The sequence below is a fragment of the Cryobacterium sp. MLB-32 genome (genome assembly GCF_000738085.1).
Taxonomy (GTDB): domain Bacteria; phylum Actinomycetota; class Actinomycetes; order Actinomycetales; family Microbacteriaceae; genus Cryobacterium.
On the sequence record NZ_JPRS01000130.1, the window covers coordinates 1 to 13,572 of the forward strand.

Sequence of the window (13,572 nt, forward strand, 5' to 3'; positions counted from 1 at the left end):
ATGTTTTATGTGGTGATCGGACTGTGGGTCATCACGATGCTCGGTTTCGCTCCGCGCCACCTCATCAACGTGTTCAGCGAACACTAGGGGGAATGACCATGACAACGACAATCGATGCTCCTCGCAGCCCGTACTCGCGCACCACAAAGAAGCGTGGCGTCAACTGGGAAAAATGGGGCTGGATTTACATGCGCGTCTCCGGCGTGCTCCTGGTCGTGCTGATCTTCGGGCACCTCTTCGTGAACCTGATGATCGGTGAAGGTGTCAACGCGCTCAACTTCGCGTTCGTCGCCGGCAAGCTTGCCAACCCGTTCTGGCAGTGGTGGGACGTAGCCATGCTCTGGCTCGCACTCATCCACGGCGGCAACGGCATGCGCACCCTCGTCAACGACTACGCCAGCACCCGTACCAGTCGCGGAATCTTGAAGTCCGCCATTCTGGCCGCCGTCGTGATCCTGATCGTGCTCGGCACGCTCGTGGTTTTCACGTTCGACGCCTGCCCCACCGGCACCCCCGCCGACCTCCTGCCTTCATTCTGCTCGGCCCTTTAGGAGCTGCACTCTTCATAATGACAAACCCCGCATCGTCCACAGCGCCCACGGAGTCCACCGTTAAAGACGGTGTGCACTACCACCAGTTCGACATCGTGATCGTGGGAGCGGGTGGGGCCGGCATGCGTGCCGCCATCGAAGCCGGCCCCAACGCCAGCACGGCTGTCATTTCGAAGCTTTACCCGACGCGCTCGCACACCGGAGCGGCACAGGGCGGCATGGCCGCAGCCCTCGCCAACGTCGAGGAAGACAACTGGGAATGGCACACCTTCGACACGATCAAGGGCGGCGACTACCTGGTTGACCAGGACGCCGCCGAGATCCTGGCCAAGGAAGCCATCGACGCGGTCATCGACCTGGAAAACATGGGGCTGCCGTTCAACCGCACGCCAGAGGGCAAGATCGACCAGCGTCGTTTCGGTGGCCACACCCGCGATCACGGCAAGAGCCCCGTTCGCCGTGCGTGCTACGCCGCAGACCGCACCGGCCACATGATTCTGCAGACGCTTTACCAGAACTGCGTTAAGCGCGGCATCAACTTCTTCAACGAGTACTACGTTCTCGACCTCGTGATGACGAACGTCGACGGGGTAGACCAGCCGTCCGCCGTCGTCGCCCTCGATCTCTCGAGCGGCGAGCTGCACGTCTTCCAGGGCAAGGCCTTCATCTTCGCCACCGGTGGATTCGGCAAGATCTACAAGACCACGTCGAACGCACACACTCTGACGGGTGACGGCGTCGGCATCGTCTGGCGCAAGGGACTCCCCCTCGAGGACATGGAGTTCTTCCAGTTCCACCCGACCGGCCTCGCCGGACTGGGCATCCTGCTCACCGAGGGCGCGCGCGGTGAGGGAGCAATCCTCCGCAACGCCTCCGGCGAACGGTTCATGGAACGCTACGCCCCCACCATCAAGGACCTCGCCCCGCGCGACATCATCTCGCGCTGCATGCTCAAGGAGGTCGCGGAAGGTCGCGGCGCCGGGCCCGAGAAGGATTACCTGTACCTCGACTGCACACACCTCGGCAAGGAGGTGCTGGAGACCAAGCTCCCCGACATCACCGAGTTCGCCCGCACCTACCTCGGCGTCGACCCGGTCACCGAGCCGGTTCCCGTCATGCCGACCGCTCACTACGCGATGGGCGGCATCCCCACCAACGTCAAGGGTGAGGTCTGGCGCAACAACGAAATCGTCGTCCCCGGACTCTATGCTGCCGGCGAATGCGCCTGCGTCTCCGTGCACGGCTCCAACCGCCTCGGCACGAACTCGCTGCTCGACATCAACGTGTTCGGCAAGCGCGCCGGCAACAACGCCGTCGAGTACGTGAAGACGGCCTCGTTCACTCCGCTGCCGGAAGACCCGGCCAAGGAGGTGCGCGAACTGCTCGAGGGCATCCGCTCGTCAACGGGCACGGAACGCATCGCCGTACTCCGCAAGATCCTGCAGGAGGAGATGGACAAGAAGGCTCAGGTCTTCCGCACCGACGAATCCCTCGCCGAGGTCACCGAGACGATTCACCTGCTGCGCCAGCGTTACAAGAACATCGGCGTGCAGGACAAGGGTCGCCGCTTCAACACCGACCTGCTTGAGGCCGTGGAACTGGGCTTCCTGCTCGACCTCGCAGAGGTCGTCGTCTACTCGGCCCGCAACCGGCAGGAAAGCCGCGGAGGCCACCAGCGCGAGGACTTCCCGACGCGCGATGACGAAAACTACCTCAAGCACACCATGGCGTACCTCACCGGTGACCCTATGTCAGCGGATGCCGCCGACCACATTGCACTCGACTGGAAACCGGTCGTCATCACCCGATACCAGCCGATGGAGAGGAAGTACTAATGAGCACCTCAACGATGGACAAGCCCGTTGTCCCCGAGACAATCCCGTCCTTCACGGTCACCTTCAACATCCGACGGTTCAACCCCGAGGCCGATGAAGAGCCGCACTGGCAGGACTTCGACGTGGAAATGTACCCCACGGACCGCGTGCTTGACGCGCTGCACAAGATCAAGTGGGAGCAGGACGGCAGCCTGAGCTTCCGTCGTTCCTGCGCCCACGGCATCTGCGGTTCGGATGCCATGCGCATCAACGGCCGCAACCGCCTCGCCTGCAAGACCCTGATCAAGGACCTCGACATCACCAAGCCGGTGTACGTCGAAGCGATCAAGGGCCTGCCGCTCGAGAAGGACCTGATCGTCGACATGGAGCCGTTCTTCGACTCCTTCAAGGAAGTACAGCCCTTCCTCCAGTCGCTGAGCACCCCGAAAGACGGCAAGGAACGCCTTCAGACCGTCGCCCAGCGTGCCCGCTTCGATGACACGACGAAATGTATTCTCTGCGCGGCCTGCACGTCGAGCTGCCCGGTCTTCTGGACCGATGGCCAGTACTTCGGCCCGGCCGCGATCGTCAACGCGCACCGTTTCATCTTTGACTCGCGCGATGACAACGCGGCGGTTCGTCTCGATATCCTCAACGATCAGGAGGGCGTGTGGCGTTGCCGCACGACCTTCAACTGCACCGAAGCATGCCCGCGTGGCATCCAGGTGACCCAGGCCATCTCTGAGGTCAAACAGGCCATCATGCGTGGCAAGGCGTAGTCTGCCGCATCGCTGCACTTCAACCGGTTGTCCCGCACTGCGGGGCAACCGGTTTTGTGCGTGGCCCGGCGGCTAGCCGATGGCGCCGCTTCGGGTGCGGAGCCATCGGCTGAACCGAATCGCACGAACACACTCATGTTCGCCGACATGGCATGTTTTCAGACCGATCGCTGGGCCCGCAAGACTGGACCACGCGGTTGCCCCGCAGTGGGGGCAGGACACGTCACGGCGGGGTCGCGCGCGGTCATGCCCACTGATGGATAGGCTGGTCGCGTGAAGCCGCTGATCGGAATCGTCACAGACCTCCGCCCGGTGCGTGTCTACGTGCACTTCACCGCCCGCGGCGGGCCCATCATGGCCGGCGGAATGTCCTACCAGGCCATCTTTGCCGTCTTTGCGGCCGTGTGGGTGGGCTTTTCCATCGCCGGGATCTTCCTGGCGAACACTCCTGAACTCACCGACCAGCTCTACGCCACCATCAACCACTCCGTGCCGGGGCTGATCGGCGAGGATGGGGTGATCGACCCGACGTCTCTCAATCTGTCCGGAACATTCGGCTGGACCGGCGCCATCGCCCTCGTCGGACTGCTGTTCACCGCCCTGGCGTGGCTCTCCACGACGGCCGTCGCCGTTCGCCGGATCTTTGGAATCCCCAACCAGACCACGTTCTTTCTCATCGTGAAGTTACGCGAGCTTGGACTCGGGCTGCTCTTCGGGCTGGCTCTCATCGCGTCCGCCGTGGTCTCCCTCGCGAGCACCACGGCTCTTGACGCCATCTTCGGCTTCGCCGGCATCAGCCAGAACTCCTTCTGGTATCAGGGCACGGCCCGCGGCGTGGGCATCGCCCTCGTGCTTCTCATTGACACCGTCACCCTCGCCGCCCTGTTCCGTGTGCTCTCCCGGGTGCACATCCCGTTCCGCCGACTGGTGACCGGCGCGTTGCTCGGCGGCCTGGCGCTCGGGGTGATGAAGATCCTCGGCGGCGCTCTGCTGGGCGGAGCCACCAGAAACCCGCTGCTCGCCACCTTCGCGGTGATCATCGGGCTGCTGATCTGGTTCAACCTCGTGAGCACCGTGATCCTGCTGGCGGCGTCCTGGATCGCGGTGGGCCTGCAGGACGTCGGCATCGTGCCGGCATCGCTGAGCGCCAAACGGGTGGCCGACGAAGAGAACAGGGAAGCTGCGGAACACGAGCGGGCGCAGGCCGAGGCCGCCCTCGCCTCCGCGCGGGAGGCGTACCTGGCACGACCCTGGTTTCTGCGTCCGGGAGCCGCCCGCCGGGTGCGCGCCGCCGACGAGGTCGTCAAGAACCTGCCGCCGGTGGCCCCTCGGTAGAATTGACCCATGCCTTCTGCCAAGCCCCTCCGTATTGCCAGCGTCAACACCAACGGAGTGCGCGCCGCGTACCGCAAAGGAATGGGCGACTGGCTTGCCGCCCGTGACGTGGATATCCTCGCCATCCAGGAGGTGAGGGCCTCTCTCGACGACCTCGAGGGACTGCTCGGTCCTGACTGGAATATCCTGCACGACGCCGCCACGGCCAAGGGCCGCGCTGGCGTGGCCCTTGCCAGCCGCAAGGCGGCCACCATCCACCGGGTCGAGCTCGGAGCGGACGAATTCGACAGCGCGGGCCGCTGGCTCGAGGCCGACTACGAGGTCAACGGCCGCCTGATCACCGTCGTGAGCACCTACGTGCACTCGGGAGAAACCGACACCCCGAAGCAGGTCGAGAAGTACACATTCCTCGACGCGATGCTCAAGCGGATGCCCGAGCTCACCGCCCACAGCCCGCTCGCGGTCGTGCTCGGCGACCTCAACGTTGGCCACCGCACCCTGGACATCAAAAACTGGCGCGGCAACAAGAAGCACGCCGGCTTCCTGCCCGAAGAGCGCGAGTACTTCGACCGCATCCTCGGTGCCGAAGGCGCCCCCGACTACAACACCGGCGGCGGCCTCGGCTGGGTGGACGTGGGACGCAAGTGGGCCGGCGAGGTCGACGGGCCCTACACCTGGTGGTCGCAGCGCGGCCAGGCCTTCGACAACGACACCGGTTGGCGACTGGACTACCACCTGGCTTCCCCCGAGCTCGCGGCATCCGTCGCCCACTATGCGGTCGACCGGGCCGCAGCCTACGACCAGCGCTGGTCCGACCACTCCCCCGTGGTCGTCGACTACGACATCTGACCTTTTCTTCTCTTGGAGCTCACGACACAATGACACAACCACGTTTGTATTCGGGCATGCAGCCCTCCGCCGAGTCCCTGCAGATCGGCAACTACATCGGCGCCCTCCTCAATTGGAAGGAGCTGCAGCAGAGCCACGACGCCTTTTTCTCGATCGTGGACCTGCACGCCATCACCGTCGCTCAGGATCCGGCGCTGCTCGCCCTGAACACTCGGCGCACCGCCGCCCAGTACATCGCCGCGGGCATCGACCCCTCCGCCTCGACCCTGTACGTGCAGTCCCATGTGGCCGCGCACGCGCAGCTGGCCTGGGTGCTCAACACGATCACCGGTTTTGGTGAGGCGAGCCGCATGACCCAGTTCAAGGACAAGTCGGCCCGCTTCGGCGCCGACGCCACGACGCTGGGCCTGTTCGCGTACCCCACGCTGATGGCGGCGGACATTCTGCTGTACCAGACGACCATCGTGCCCGTGGGTGAAGACCAGCGCCAGCACGTGGAGCTGACCCGCGATCTCGCCGCCCGGTTCAACTCCCGGTTCGGCGACACGTTCACGGTGCCGGAGGTCGCCATCGTGAAGGAGACCGCAAAGATCTACGACCTGCAGAACCCCACCTCGAAGATGTCGAAGTCGGCCGAGTCGCACGCGGGCGTGATCTGGGTACTGGACGAGGCATCCGTCACCAAGAAGAAGATCATGCGAGCCGTGACGGATGCCGATGGCGGCGTGGTCTTCGACCGCGAGAACAAGCCCGGCGTGGCGAACCTGCTCACGATCTATTCCGTGCTGGCGGAGCGCTCCGTGCAGTCCCTTGAAGACGAGTACGCGGGCCGCGGCTACGGGGACCTCAAAAAGGGACTCGTGGAGGTCGTCACCGGCACCTTCGACCCGATCCGCGCCCGGGTCACGGAGCTGCTCGACGACCCCGCCGAGCTGGACCGCCTGCTGGCCCTGAACGCCGCGCACGCGGCCGAGGTGGCCAATGCCACCCTCGCGACGGCCTACGACCGCGTCGGCCTGCTCCTGCCCCGCTGATGACCTCTTCCGCGCCCCTCTGGACCCCCGCACCTGGGCATAACTCCTGCAATCTGTGCCGGGTCGGTGGGACCGGCCCGGAATCACGGGCAACTGTCTCGGCTCGTCCAGAATCTGCAGGAGTTATGCGTTGCGGCTGGGCGCGCGCGGGGGCAGACGGTCCCCGGCACGACCGGCTCACTGTCGCGCCGTGAGAGAACTGGTTCTGTTCGATCTGGACGACACGCTCTTCGCGCATCGGGAGGCCGTCGACGACGGCATCCTGCGTCACCTCGCGGTCGTGCAGGGGCCCTTCATCGCGGCCGACCCGGTGTCTGCCCAGCAGCTCTGGTACGACCTGGAAGAAGAGCATTACCACTCGTACCTCGCGGGGCGGCTCGACTTCCCCGGGCAGCGCCGGGAACGGGCGCGGGACTTCTGCGCCGCCTATGACGTCGTGCTCGACGACGACCAGGCTTCGGCGTGGTTCGAGGCGTATTTCACGCACTACCGCGACAGCTGGCGCCTGCATGACGATGCCCTCTCGTGCCTCGATGCCCTGGCCGAGTCGGGTGTACGCATCGGCCTGATCACCAATGGTAATTTGGCCTTCCAGAGTGAGAAGATCCGGCGGGTGGGCCTGGCCGGCAGAATCGAACATGTGATCGCCTCGGGCGAACTCGGCGTGGCCAAGCCCGACCCCCGGATCTTCCAGCACGCCTGCTCTGTCTTCGACGTGACGCCGTCCGCGGCGATGTACGTCGGCGACCGGCTCCGCACCGACGCGATCGGTGCCGCTGCGGCCGGGCTGGCCGGCGTCTGGATCGACCGGAGAGCGGCATCCGTGGCTCCCGCGGACGCGGCGGATGCGGCCCGTCTGGCCGTGCAGCGCGTGACGGGACTCGCCGCGCTCCCCGCGGTACTCGCCGCCCTCGCCTGATCCGGGCGTCAAGGCACTCGTTAGCTGGGCGGGCACTCGTTGAGACGGGTGCCGGGTGGTCAGACGAGTGCCGGCGGCACTGTGCAGAAACCGCCACCGGGCGGGAACGCCGAAGGCCCGGCCGCGCGGTGAGCACGGTCGGGCCTTCGGGTGGTGATGGGAGTTAGCGCACGTCTTCGTCGACCCAGTCGAGGGTCTTGGTGACGGCCTTCTTCCAGTTGCGCAGCAGGCGCTCGGACTCGTCCTTGTCCATGGAGGGCTCCCAGCGGGCGTCTTCCTGCCAGTTGGCGCGCAGGTCGTCGAGGCCGCTCCAGAAGCCGACCGCGAGGCCGGCCGCATAGGCGGCACCGAGTGCCGTGGTCTCCGCAACGACCGGACGCACAACGGGCACGCCGATCATGTCGGCCTGGAACTGCATGAGCAGGTCATTGGCCGTCGCGCCGCCATCGACCTTGAGCTCGGTCAGCGGCACACCGGAGTCGGCGTTGACCGCGTCAAGAACCTCACGCGTCTGGTACGCGATCGCCTCGAGCGCCGCACGGGCGATGTGGCCCTTGTTCACGTAGCGGGTGAGTCCGACCAGGGCACCACGGGCATCCGAGCGCCAGTACGGCGCGAAGAGTCCGGAGAACGCCGGCACGAAGTAGGCCCCGCCGTTGTCGTCGACCGTCTTGGCGAGGTCTTCGATCTCGGCGGCATCCTTGATCATGCCGAGGTTGTCCCGCATCCACTGCACAAGCGAACCCGTGACGGCGATCGAGCCTCGAGGGCGTAGTGCGTGGGCCCGTCGCCGAGCTTGTAGCCCACGGTCGTGAGCAGACCGTTCTTCGAGTGCACGATCTCGGTGCCCGTGTTGAAGATCAGGAAGTTACCGGTGCCGTACGTGTTCTTGGCCTCGCCCTGGTCGAACGCGGCCTGACCGAACGTGGCGGCCTGCTGGTCACCGAGGATGCCGGCAATCGGCACCTCGCGCAGCAGGCTGTGTCCACTCGCGGTGCCGTACACCTCTGACGAGGACTTGATCTCAGGCAGCATCGACTTGGGCACGTCGAACGCCGCGAGAATGTCGTCATCCCACTCGAGAGTGTTGAGGTCCATGAACATCGTGCGGCTGGCGTTGGTGACGTCCGTGGCGTGCACGCCGCCCTCAATGCCGCCGGTCAGGTTCCACAGCACCCAGGTGTCGGTCGTGCCGAAGATCAGGTCGCCCGCCTCGGCCTTGGCGCGGGCGCCTTCGACGTTCTCCAGAATCCAGACGATCTTCGTGCCAGAGAAGTAGGTGGCCAGCGGGAGGCCGACCTTGGCCTTGAAGCGCTCCACGCCGCCATCCGCTGCGAGGCGGTCGACGATCGGCTGTGTGCGCGTGTCCTGCCACACAATGGCGTTATAGACCGGCACGCCGGTGTTCTTGTCCCAGACAACCGCGGTCTCGCGCTGGTTGGTGATACCGACGGCCTCGATGTCGTGGCGGGTGATGTTGGCCTTGGACAGCGCCTGGCCGATGGCCTCACGGGTGTTGTCCCAGATTTCCTTGGGGTCGTGCTCGACCCAACCCGCCTTCGGGAAGATCTGCTCGTGCTCGAGCTGTCCGGTCGAGATGATCGACCCCGACTTATCGAAGATGATGGCGCGCGAGCTGGTCGTGCCCTGGTCAATGGCGAGGATGTACTTGGTCATTCTTAACTCCTTTGTTGAGAGTGCAGGTGTTCACGAGCGGTGTTTCGAAACGCGGATGCGGACGAGTCACTTACATCAGGATCGGCAGCAGCCAGGTGGAGGCCCAGCCGGCCGCAACGCCTCCGGCGATCGGACCGAGCACCGGGACCCAGGAATAGCTCCAGTCCGAGGAACCCTTGCCCTTGATCGGCAGGAAGAAGTGCGCGATGCGCGGGCCGAGGTCACGAGCCGGGTTGATGGCGTAACCGGTGGGCCCACCGAGGGAGGTACCGATCACGATAACGAGCAGGGCCACCGGCAGGGCGCCCAGGGCCGCGAGTCCGGCGGTTTCACCCTGACGACCGAAGCCGATCACGATGAACACCAGCACGAAGGTGCCGATGAACTCGGTGACGAGGTTCCAACCGTAGGAACGGATGGCCGGACCGGTGGAGAAGACGCCGAGCTTGTTCGCCGGGTCGGGCTCCTGGTCGAAGTGCTGCTTGTAGGCGAGCCAGACGATGACGGCACCGATCACGGCACCGAGCATCTCACCGCCGATATAGGTGAGGATCGAGATGATATTCACCGGAACGCCGGAACCGAATTCAGTGGCTCCCGAGGCGACAAGCCCGAGCGTCACCGCCGGGTTCAGGTGAGCGCCGGAGTTGTAGGCGGCAATGACACCGCAGTAGACCGCAAGGCCCCAGCCGATGGTGACCATAAGGAAACCACCGCCGAACCCCTTGTTCTTTGCCAACGCGACGTTGGCGACAACGCCACAGCCGAGCAGCACGAGGATGGCAGTTCCCACTACCTCCGAGAGAAATACGACACCGAGATTGTCCACATTGACCTTTCTGATGGAAGAAAATAAGCAGATCGAAAACGGGCCTCAGCAGCGAATCCGCTTTACTGGTAAAACCGTATCCGGCTCCGGCCCCCTGTGGGCGCGAATTCGACTGCACATTCGTGCAAGTTGCACTGCTACGTAATCGGATGCCGCGGGCTGAGTCAACCCGCGGCATCCGATTAGGCGTTGGCCGCGACCGGGCGGTCGGAGAACTCGATGCCGTGCAGATCGTGGAGCAGGTGCTCGGCGAGTTCGATCTCCTGCGCGCGGCGTTCCACGGTCCAGTCCAGCACCGGAGCGACGATGTCGGCGAGTTCGTCGATGAGGTCGCTGGTGGCCGAGCCGACAAAGGCGATGCTCGTGCGACGCAGCAGAACGTCGATCAGACGAACGACCGACTCCGTGGCCGCGAGATACTCGATTTCGCGACGGGAGTAGTCGATGTTGTTGACCAGCGGGGCGTCGGACTCACGGGAGAGGAAATCGATCACATCGGCTGCACGAGTGCCGTAGCGGGCCAGAAGCTGCGCCGCGCGGGCAGTGCCCACCTCGTCACCGTGGGCGGCCACCCACACCTGATGCGCGGCATCCGTCGCCGGGAAATCACGCCCGCCGCCGATGGCGAGGCCTTCGGTGGAAACCGTGCGCGGCATGCCCAGAATGGCGAGGATGTCGCCGCTCAGGTTCTCGGCGAGCGCGCGGAATGTCGTCCACTTGCCGCCGACGAGGCTCAGGAGCGTACCCGGACGATTGCCGAGGGGGCGGGACTCGATGCGGTAGTCGCGGGACACGAATCCGGGCTGTTCGTCGTCGTGGCGCGGCAGCGGGCGCACACCGGCGAAGCGGAAGACGATGTCGGAACGGTCGACCGTGATGGTTGGGAATACGTGCGAGACCAGATCGAAGAAGTAATCGATCTCCGGCTCGGTGCAGCGCGCGGGCTGGCTCATGTCGTGCTCGAGGTCGGTCGTACCGATCAGAACGCGGCCCTTGAGCGGGTAGATCAGCACGATGCGGCCGTCGCTGTGCTCGAAGAAGATCTCGCGTCCGCCGGTCGCTGCGAGCAGCTCCGGGTTGTCGACAACGATGTGCGAGCCCTTGGTGCCGCCCATGAACGTGCTCGTCTGGCCGAGGGCGGTGTTGGTGAGGTCGGTCCAGGGGCCGCTGGTGTTGACGACGACATCGGAGGCGAAGCTGAATTCCTCGCCGGTGATCACGTTGCGCAGGCGCACACCGTTCTCGTCGCTGCCCACGGCTTCGATGTAGTTCGCGGCGCGGGCGTGTGCGCCGGCGTCGAGGCCGTCGCGCAGCACGTCGAGGGCGAGGCGCTCCGGGTCGTGCATCGCGGCGTCGTAGTAGGTGGCCGTGTACTTGAGGCCGGGGTTGAGCTTGGGCATCACGCTCAGGGCCTTCTTGCGGCCCACGAACTCGTGGCGCGGCACCGAGCCGCCGTCGCGGGAGAAGGAGTCGTAGAGCATCATGCCGATTTTGATCAGGAGCGCGCCGCGCTCCACGTGCTTGGCACCCTGCTTGTGGGTGAGGAACCGAAGCGGCGCGCTCATCACACCCGAGAAGGTGGAGAAGATGGGGATGGTGGTCTGCAGCGGCTTCACGTAGTGCGGGGCGATCTTGATGAGGCTGTTGCGCTCTTCGACCGATTCCTTGACGAGGCGGAATTCGCCGTTCTCGAGGTAGCGCACCCCACCGTGGATCATGTGCGAACTGGCGGCAGAGGCACCCGACACGAAGTCGCCGCGGTCAACAATGACCACGTCTACGCCCTGAAGCGCGAGGTCGCGGAAGGTCGCGATTCCGTTGATCCCACCGCCGATGACGAGCACCTGAGCACGGGGATTTGCTACGAGGGCTTCCTGAGCCAGCACTGCAGTGGACTTCGCCATTGATTCACCTCTGTTGTTAGGGGCTTGCAAGTGGCAAGCCGGTTCAATAGATTCATCTTGACAGCCCAACACATTTTCTCAACCGGAATGAACAAACGTGCACCAGCCCGACGTGATCCAGATCGACGATCCCACCCAGTCCGACCGCACCCGTGACGCCCTTCGCGCGGCGCACCTCTATTACATGCAGGATCTCACCATGGATGCGATCGCTCGCGAGCTGCACACCTCGCGCTCGTCGGTCTCTCGCCTGCTCGGCCACGCGCGGGCCAGCGGGCTCGTGGACATTCAGATCCATTCCCCGCTCGACGCTCCGAGCCGGTTGGAACGAGAAATCTTCGAACGTTTTCAGGTGACGGCACACGTGGTTCCGGTTCCCGATCGCGCGAGCGATGTCGACCGCCTGGAGCGCGTGGCTCTGTCGGTTGCACGAATTCTCGGCCAGTTCTTCGACTCGAACATGACCATGGGCATCGCCTGGGGTTCCACCATGAACGCGATCAGCCGTCACGTCACGGTGAAACAGACCCACAACTCGCAGATCGTTCAGCTTAATGGCGCCGGCAACATGAGCACGACGGGCCTCGGCTACGCGAGCGAGATCCTCGGACGTTTCGGCAACGCCTTCGGCGCCCACGTGCAGCAGTTCCCGGTGCCCGCCTTCTTCGACGACCCGGCGACGAAGCAGGCGTTCTGGCGCGAGCGGAGCGTCAGCCGTCTTCTCGAGATGCAGGGCCGCATGGACGTGGCCCTCTTCGGCCTGGGTTCGCCGTTCTCCGAGGTGCCGAGCCGGGTCTACGCCGGCGGTTACCTTGATGCGGCCGACTACGCGTCGCTGAGCGAATCCGGCGCGGTGGGCGACGTCGCGACGGTGTTCTTTCGCGCCGACGGTTCCACCGACGGCATCCCGCTCAATGAGCGCGGTACCGGTCCCGATTTCACGGTGCTGCGACGCACGCCGCGCCGCATCTGTGTGGTGGCCGGCAGTTCGAAGCTCTCGAGCCTGCACGGGGCGCTCCGCGCCGAGCTCATCACCGATCTCTTCGTCGACGAGGGAACGGCCCGCGCGCTCGTGGCTCCCGCCGGACAGGGGAGGTGACAGGGAATACGTGCGCTCCCAGCCTGTTGAGTCATACTATGAGTAAGAAACGTGCTCCGGGGTCGGTGTAAGTCCGAACCGGCGGTGAAAGTCCGCGACCCGTTCGTTCTTCACGAATGAACGGTTGAGCTGGTGAAATTCCAGCACCGACGGTTAAAGTCCGGATGAGAGGCGCACGAATCGAGGTACCGATTGTGGTGCCCCGATGGGCTTTCGCGTACTCGCGCAACCTAAAAACCCGGAGTTCGTCCAGAGACGAATGAGGGAACCATGAGCGAAGCGCACGCATTCGACGCCGCCATGCTCCGCGCCCTCGAACTTGCGGCGAACGGACCGGCCACCGGAATCAATCCCCGCGTCGGCTGCGTCATCCTCGACGCCCAACACACCGTCATCGCTGAGGGCTGGCATCAGGGCTCCGGTTCCGCGCACGCCGAGATCGACGCCCTCTCCCACCTGCCCGCCGGGGCCGCCCGCGGCGCGACCGCCGTCGTCACCCTGGAACCCTGCAACCACACCGGCCGCACCGGGCCCTGCGCCATTGCCCTCATCGAGGCCGGCATCACGCGCGTTGTCTACGCCGTCAGCGACCCGGGCGTGCACTCCGCGGGCGGTGCAGCGCGCCTGCGAGCCGCGGGCATCCGCGTGGAGGGCGGCTTCCGCGAGACCGACGGTGAGACCTTCCTCGGCGATTGGCTTGTGGCCGCCCGCCTCGGCCGCCCCTTCGTCACGCTCAAGTGGGCCCTCAAGCCTCGACGGCCGGGCCGCCGCCGCCGACGGCA

At 65.2% G+C, this 13,572-nt stretch carries 10 protein-coding genes, 2 pseudogenes and 1 riboswitch; of the genes and pseudogenes, 9 read left to right on the forward strand and 3 right to left on the reverse strand.

The features are described 5' to 3' along the window. The first annotated feature begins 92 nt into the window (after nucleotides 1–92). The 7 genes from JF66_RS12825 (at nucleotide 93) to JF66_RS12855 (ending at nucleotide 7,281) form a co-directional block, all read left to right on the forward strand. Complete coding sequence (locus JF66_RS12825) at nucleotides 93–551, forward strand: succinate dehydrogenase hydrophobic membrane anchor subunit (RefSeq protein ID WP_081882372.1); 459 nt, start codon at nucleotides 93–95, stop codon at nucleotides 549–551. A 17-nt stretch (nucleotides 552–568) separates the two neighbouring features. After that, nucleotides 569–2,386: a succinate dehydrogenase flavoprotein subunit gene (sdhA, locus tag JF66_RS12830; RefSeq protein WP_035878724.1), complete on the forward strand. Its 1,818-nt coding sequence runs from the start codon at nucleotides 569–571 to the stop codon at nucleotides 2,384–2,386. Beyond that, a complete protein-coding gene (locus JF66_RS12835) occupies nucleotides 2,386–3,144 on the forward strand; it encodes a succinate dehydrogenase iron-sulfur subunit (RefSeq protein WP_035878727.1) in 759 nt (252 codons plus the stop codon). Before sdhA ends, JF66_RS12835 begins: the two co-directional genes overlap by 1 nt. A gap of 273 nt (nucleotides 3,145–3,417) precedes the next feature. After that, a complete protein-coding gene (locus JF66_RS12840) occupies nucleotides 3,418–4,479 on the forward strand; it encodes a YihY/virulence factor BrkB family protein (protein ID WP_051973509.1) in 1,062 nt (353 codons plus the stop codon). Between the two features lie 9 nt (nucleotides 4,480–4,488). Beyond that, nucleotides 4,489–5,328, forward strand: a complete 840-nt coding sequence (locus tag JF66_RS12845) for an exodeoxyribonuclease III (protein WP_035878731.1) — start codon at nucleotides 4,489–4,491, stop codon at nucleotides 5,326–5,328. Between the two features lie 29 nt (nucleotides 5,329–5,357). Beyond that, complete coding sequence (trpS, locus tag JF66_RS12850; protein ID WP_081882373.1) at nucleotides 5,358–6,362, forward strand: tryptophan--tRNA ligase; 1,005 nt, start codon at nucleotides 5,358–5,360, stop codon at nucleotides 6,360–6,362. Nucleotides 6,363–6,552: 190 nt separating this feature from the next. Next, on the forward strand, nucleotides 6,553–7,281 hold the full coding sequence (locus JF66_RS12855; RefSeq protein ID WP_035878740.1) for an HAD family hydrolase: 729 nt from the start codon (nucleotides 6,553–6,555) through the stop codon (nucleotides 7,279–7,281). A 163-nt stretch (nucleotides 7,282–7,444) separates the two neighbouring features. On the opposite strand, the pseudogene glpK reads toward JF66_RS12855, so the two are convergent. The 3 genes and pseudogenes from glpK to JF66_RS12870 form a co-directional block, all read right to left on the reverse strand. Beyond that, nucleotides 7,445–8,958, reverse strand: a pseudogene (gene glpK, locus JF66_RS12860) (glycerol kinase GlpK). A 70-nt stretch (nucleotides 8,959–9,028) separates the two neighbouring features. Beyond that, on the reverse strand, nucleotides 9,029–9,787 hold the full coding sequence (locus JF66_RS12865) for an MIP/aquaporin family protein (protein ID WP_081882374.1): 759 nt from the start codon (nucleotides 9,785–9,787) through the stop codon (nucleotides 9,029–9,031). Nucleotides 9,788–9,969: 182 nt separating this feature from the next. Further along, nucleotides 9,970–11,691, reverse strand: coding sequence for a glycerol-3-phosphate dehydrogenase/oxidase (locus JF66_RS12870; protein WP_035878745.1), 1,722 nt, complete (start codon nucleotides 11,689–11,691; stop codon nucleotides 9,970–9,972). 184 nt (nucleotides 11,692–11,875) lie between these two features. Between JF66_RS12870 and JF66_RS12875 the strand changes: the two genes are divergently transcribed. Beyond that, the gene (locus JF66_RS12875; RefSeq protein WP_081882375.1) at nucleotides 11,876–12,790 is read left to right on the forward strand and encodes a sugar-binding transcriptional regulator; all 915 of its coding nucleotides are present in this window, start codon (nucleotides 11,876–11,878) and stop codon (nucleotides 12,788–12,790) included. A 48-nt stretch (nucleotides 12,791–12,838) separates the two neighbouring features. Further along, nucleotides 12,839–12,970: riboswitch (FMN riboswitch) on the forward strand. A 90-nt stretch (nucleotides 12,971–13,060) separates the two neighbouring features. Beyond that, nucleotides 13,061–13,572, forward strand: a pseudogene (gene ribD / locus JF66_RS12880) (bifunctional diaminohydroxyphosphoribosylaminopyrimidine deaminase/5-amino-6-(5-phosphoribosylamino)uracil reductase RibD); the annotation flags it as partial.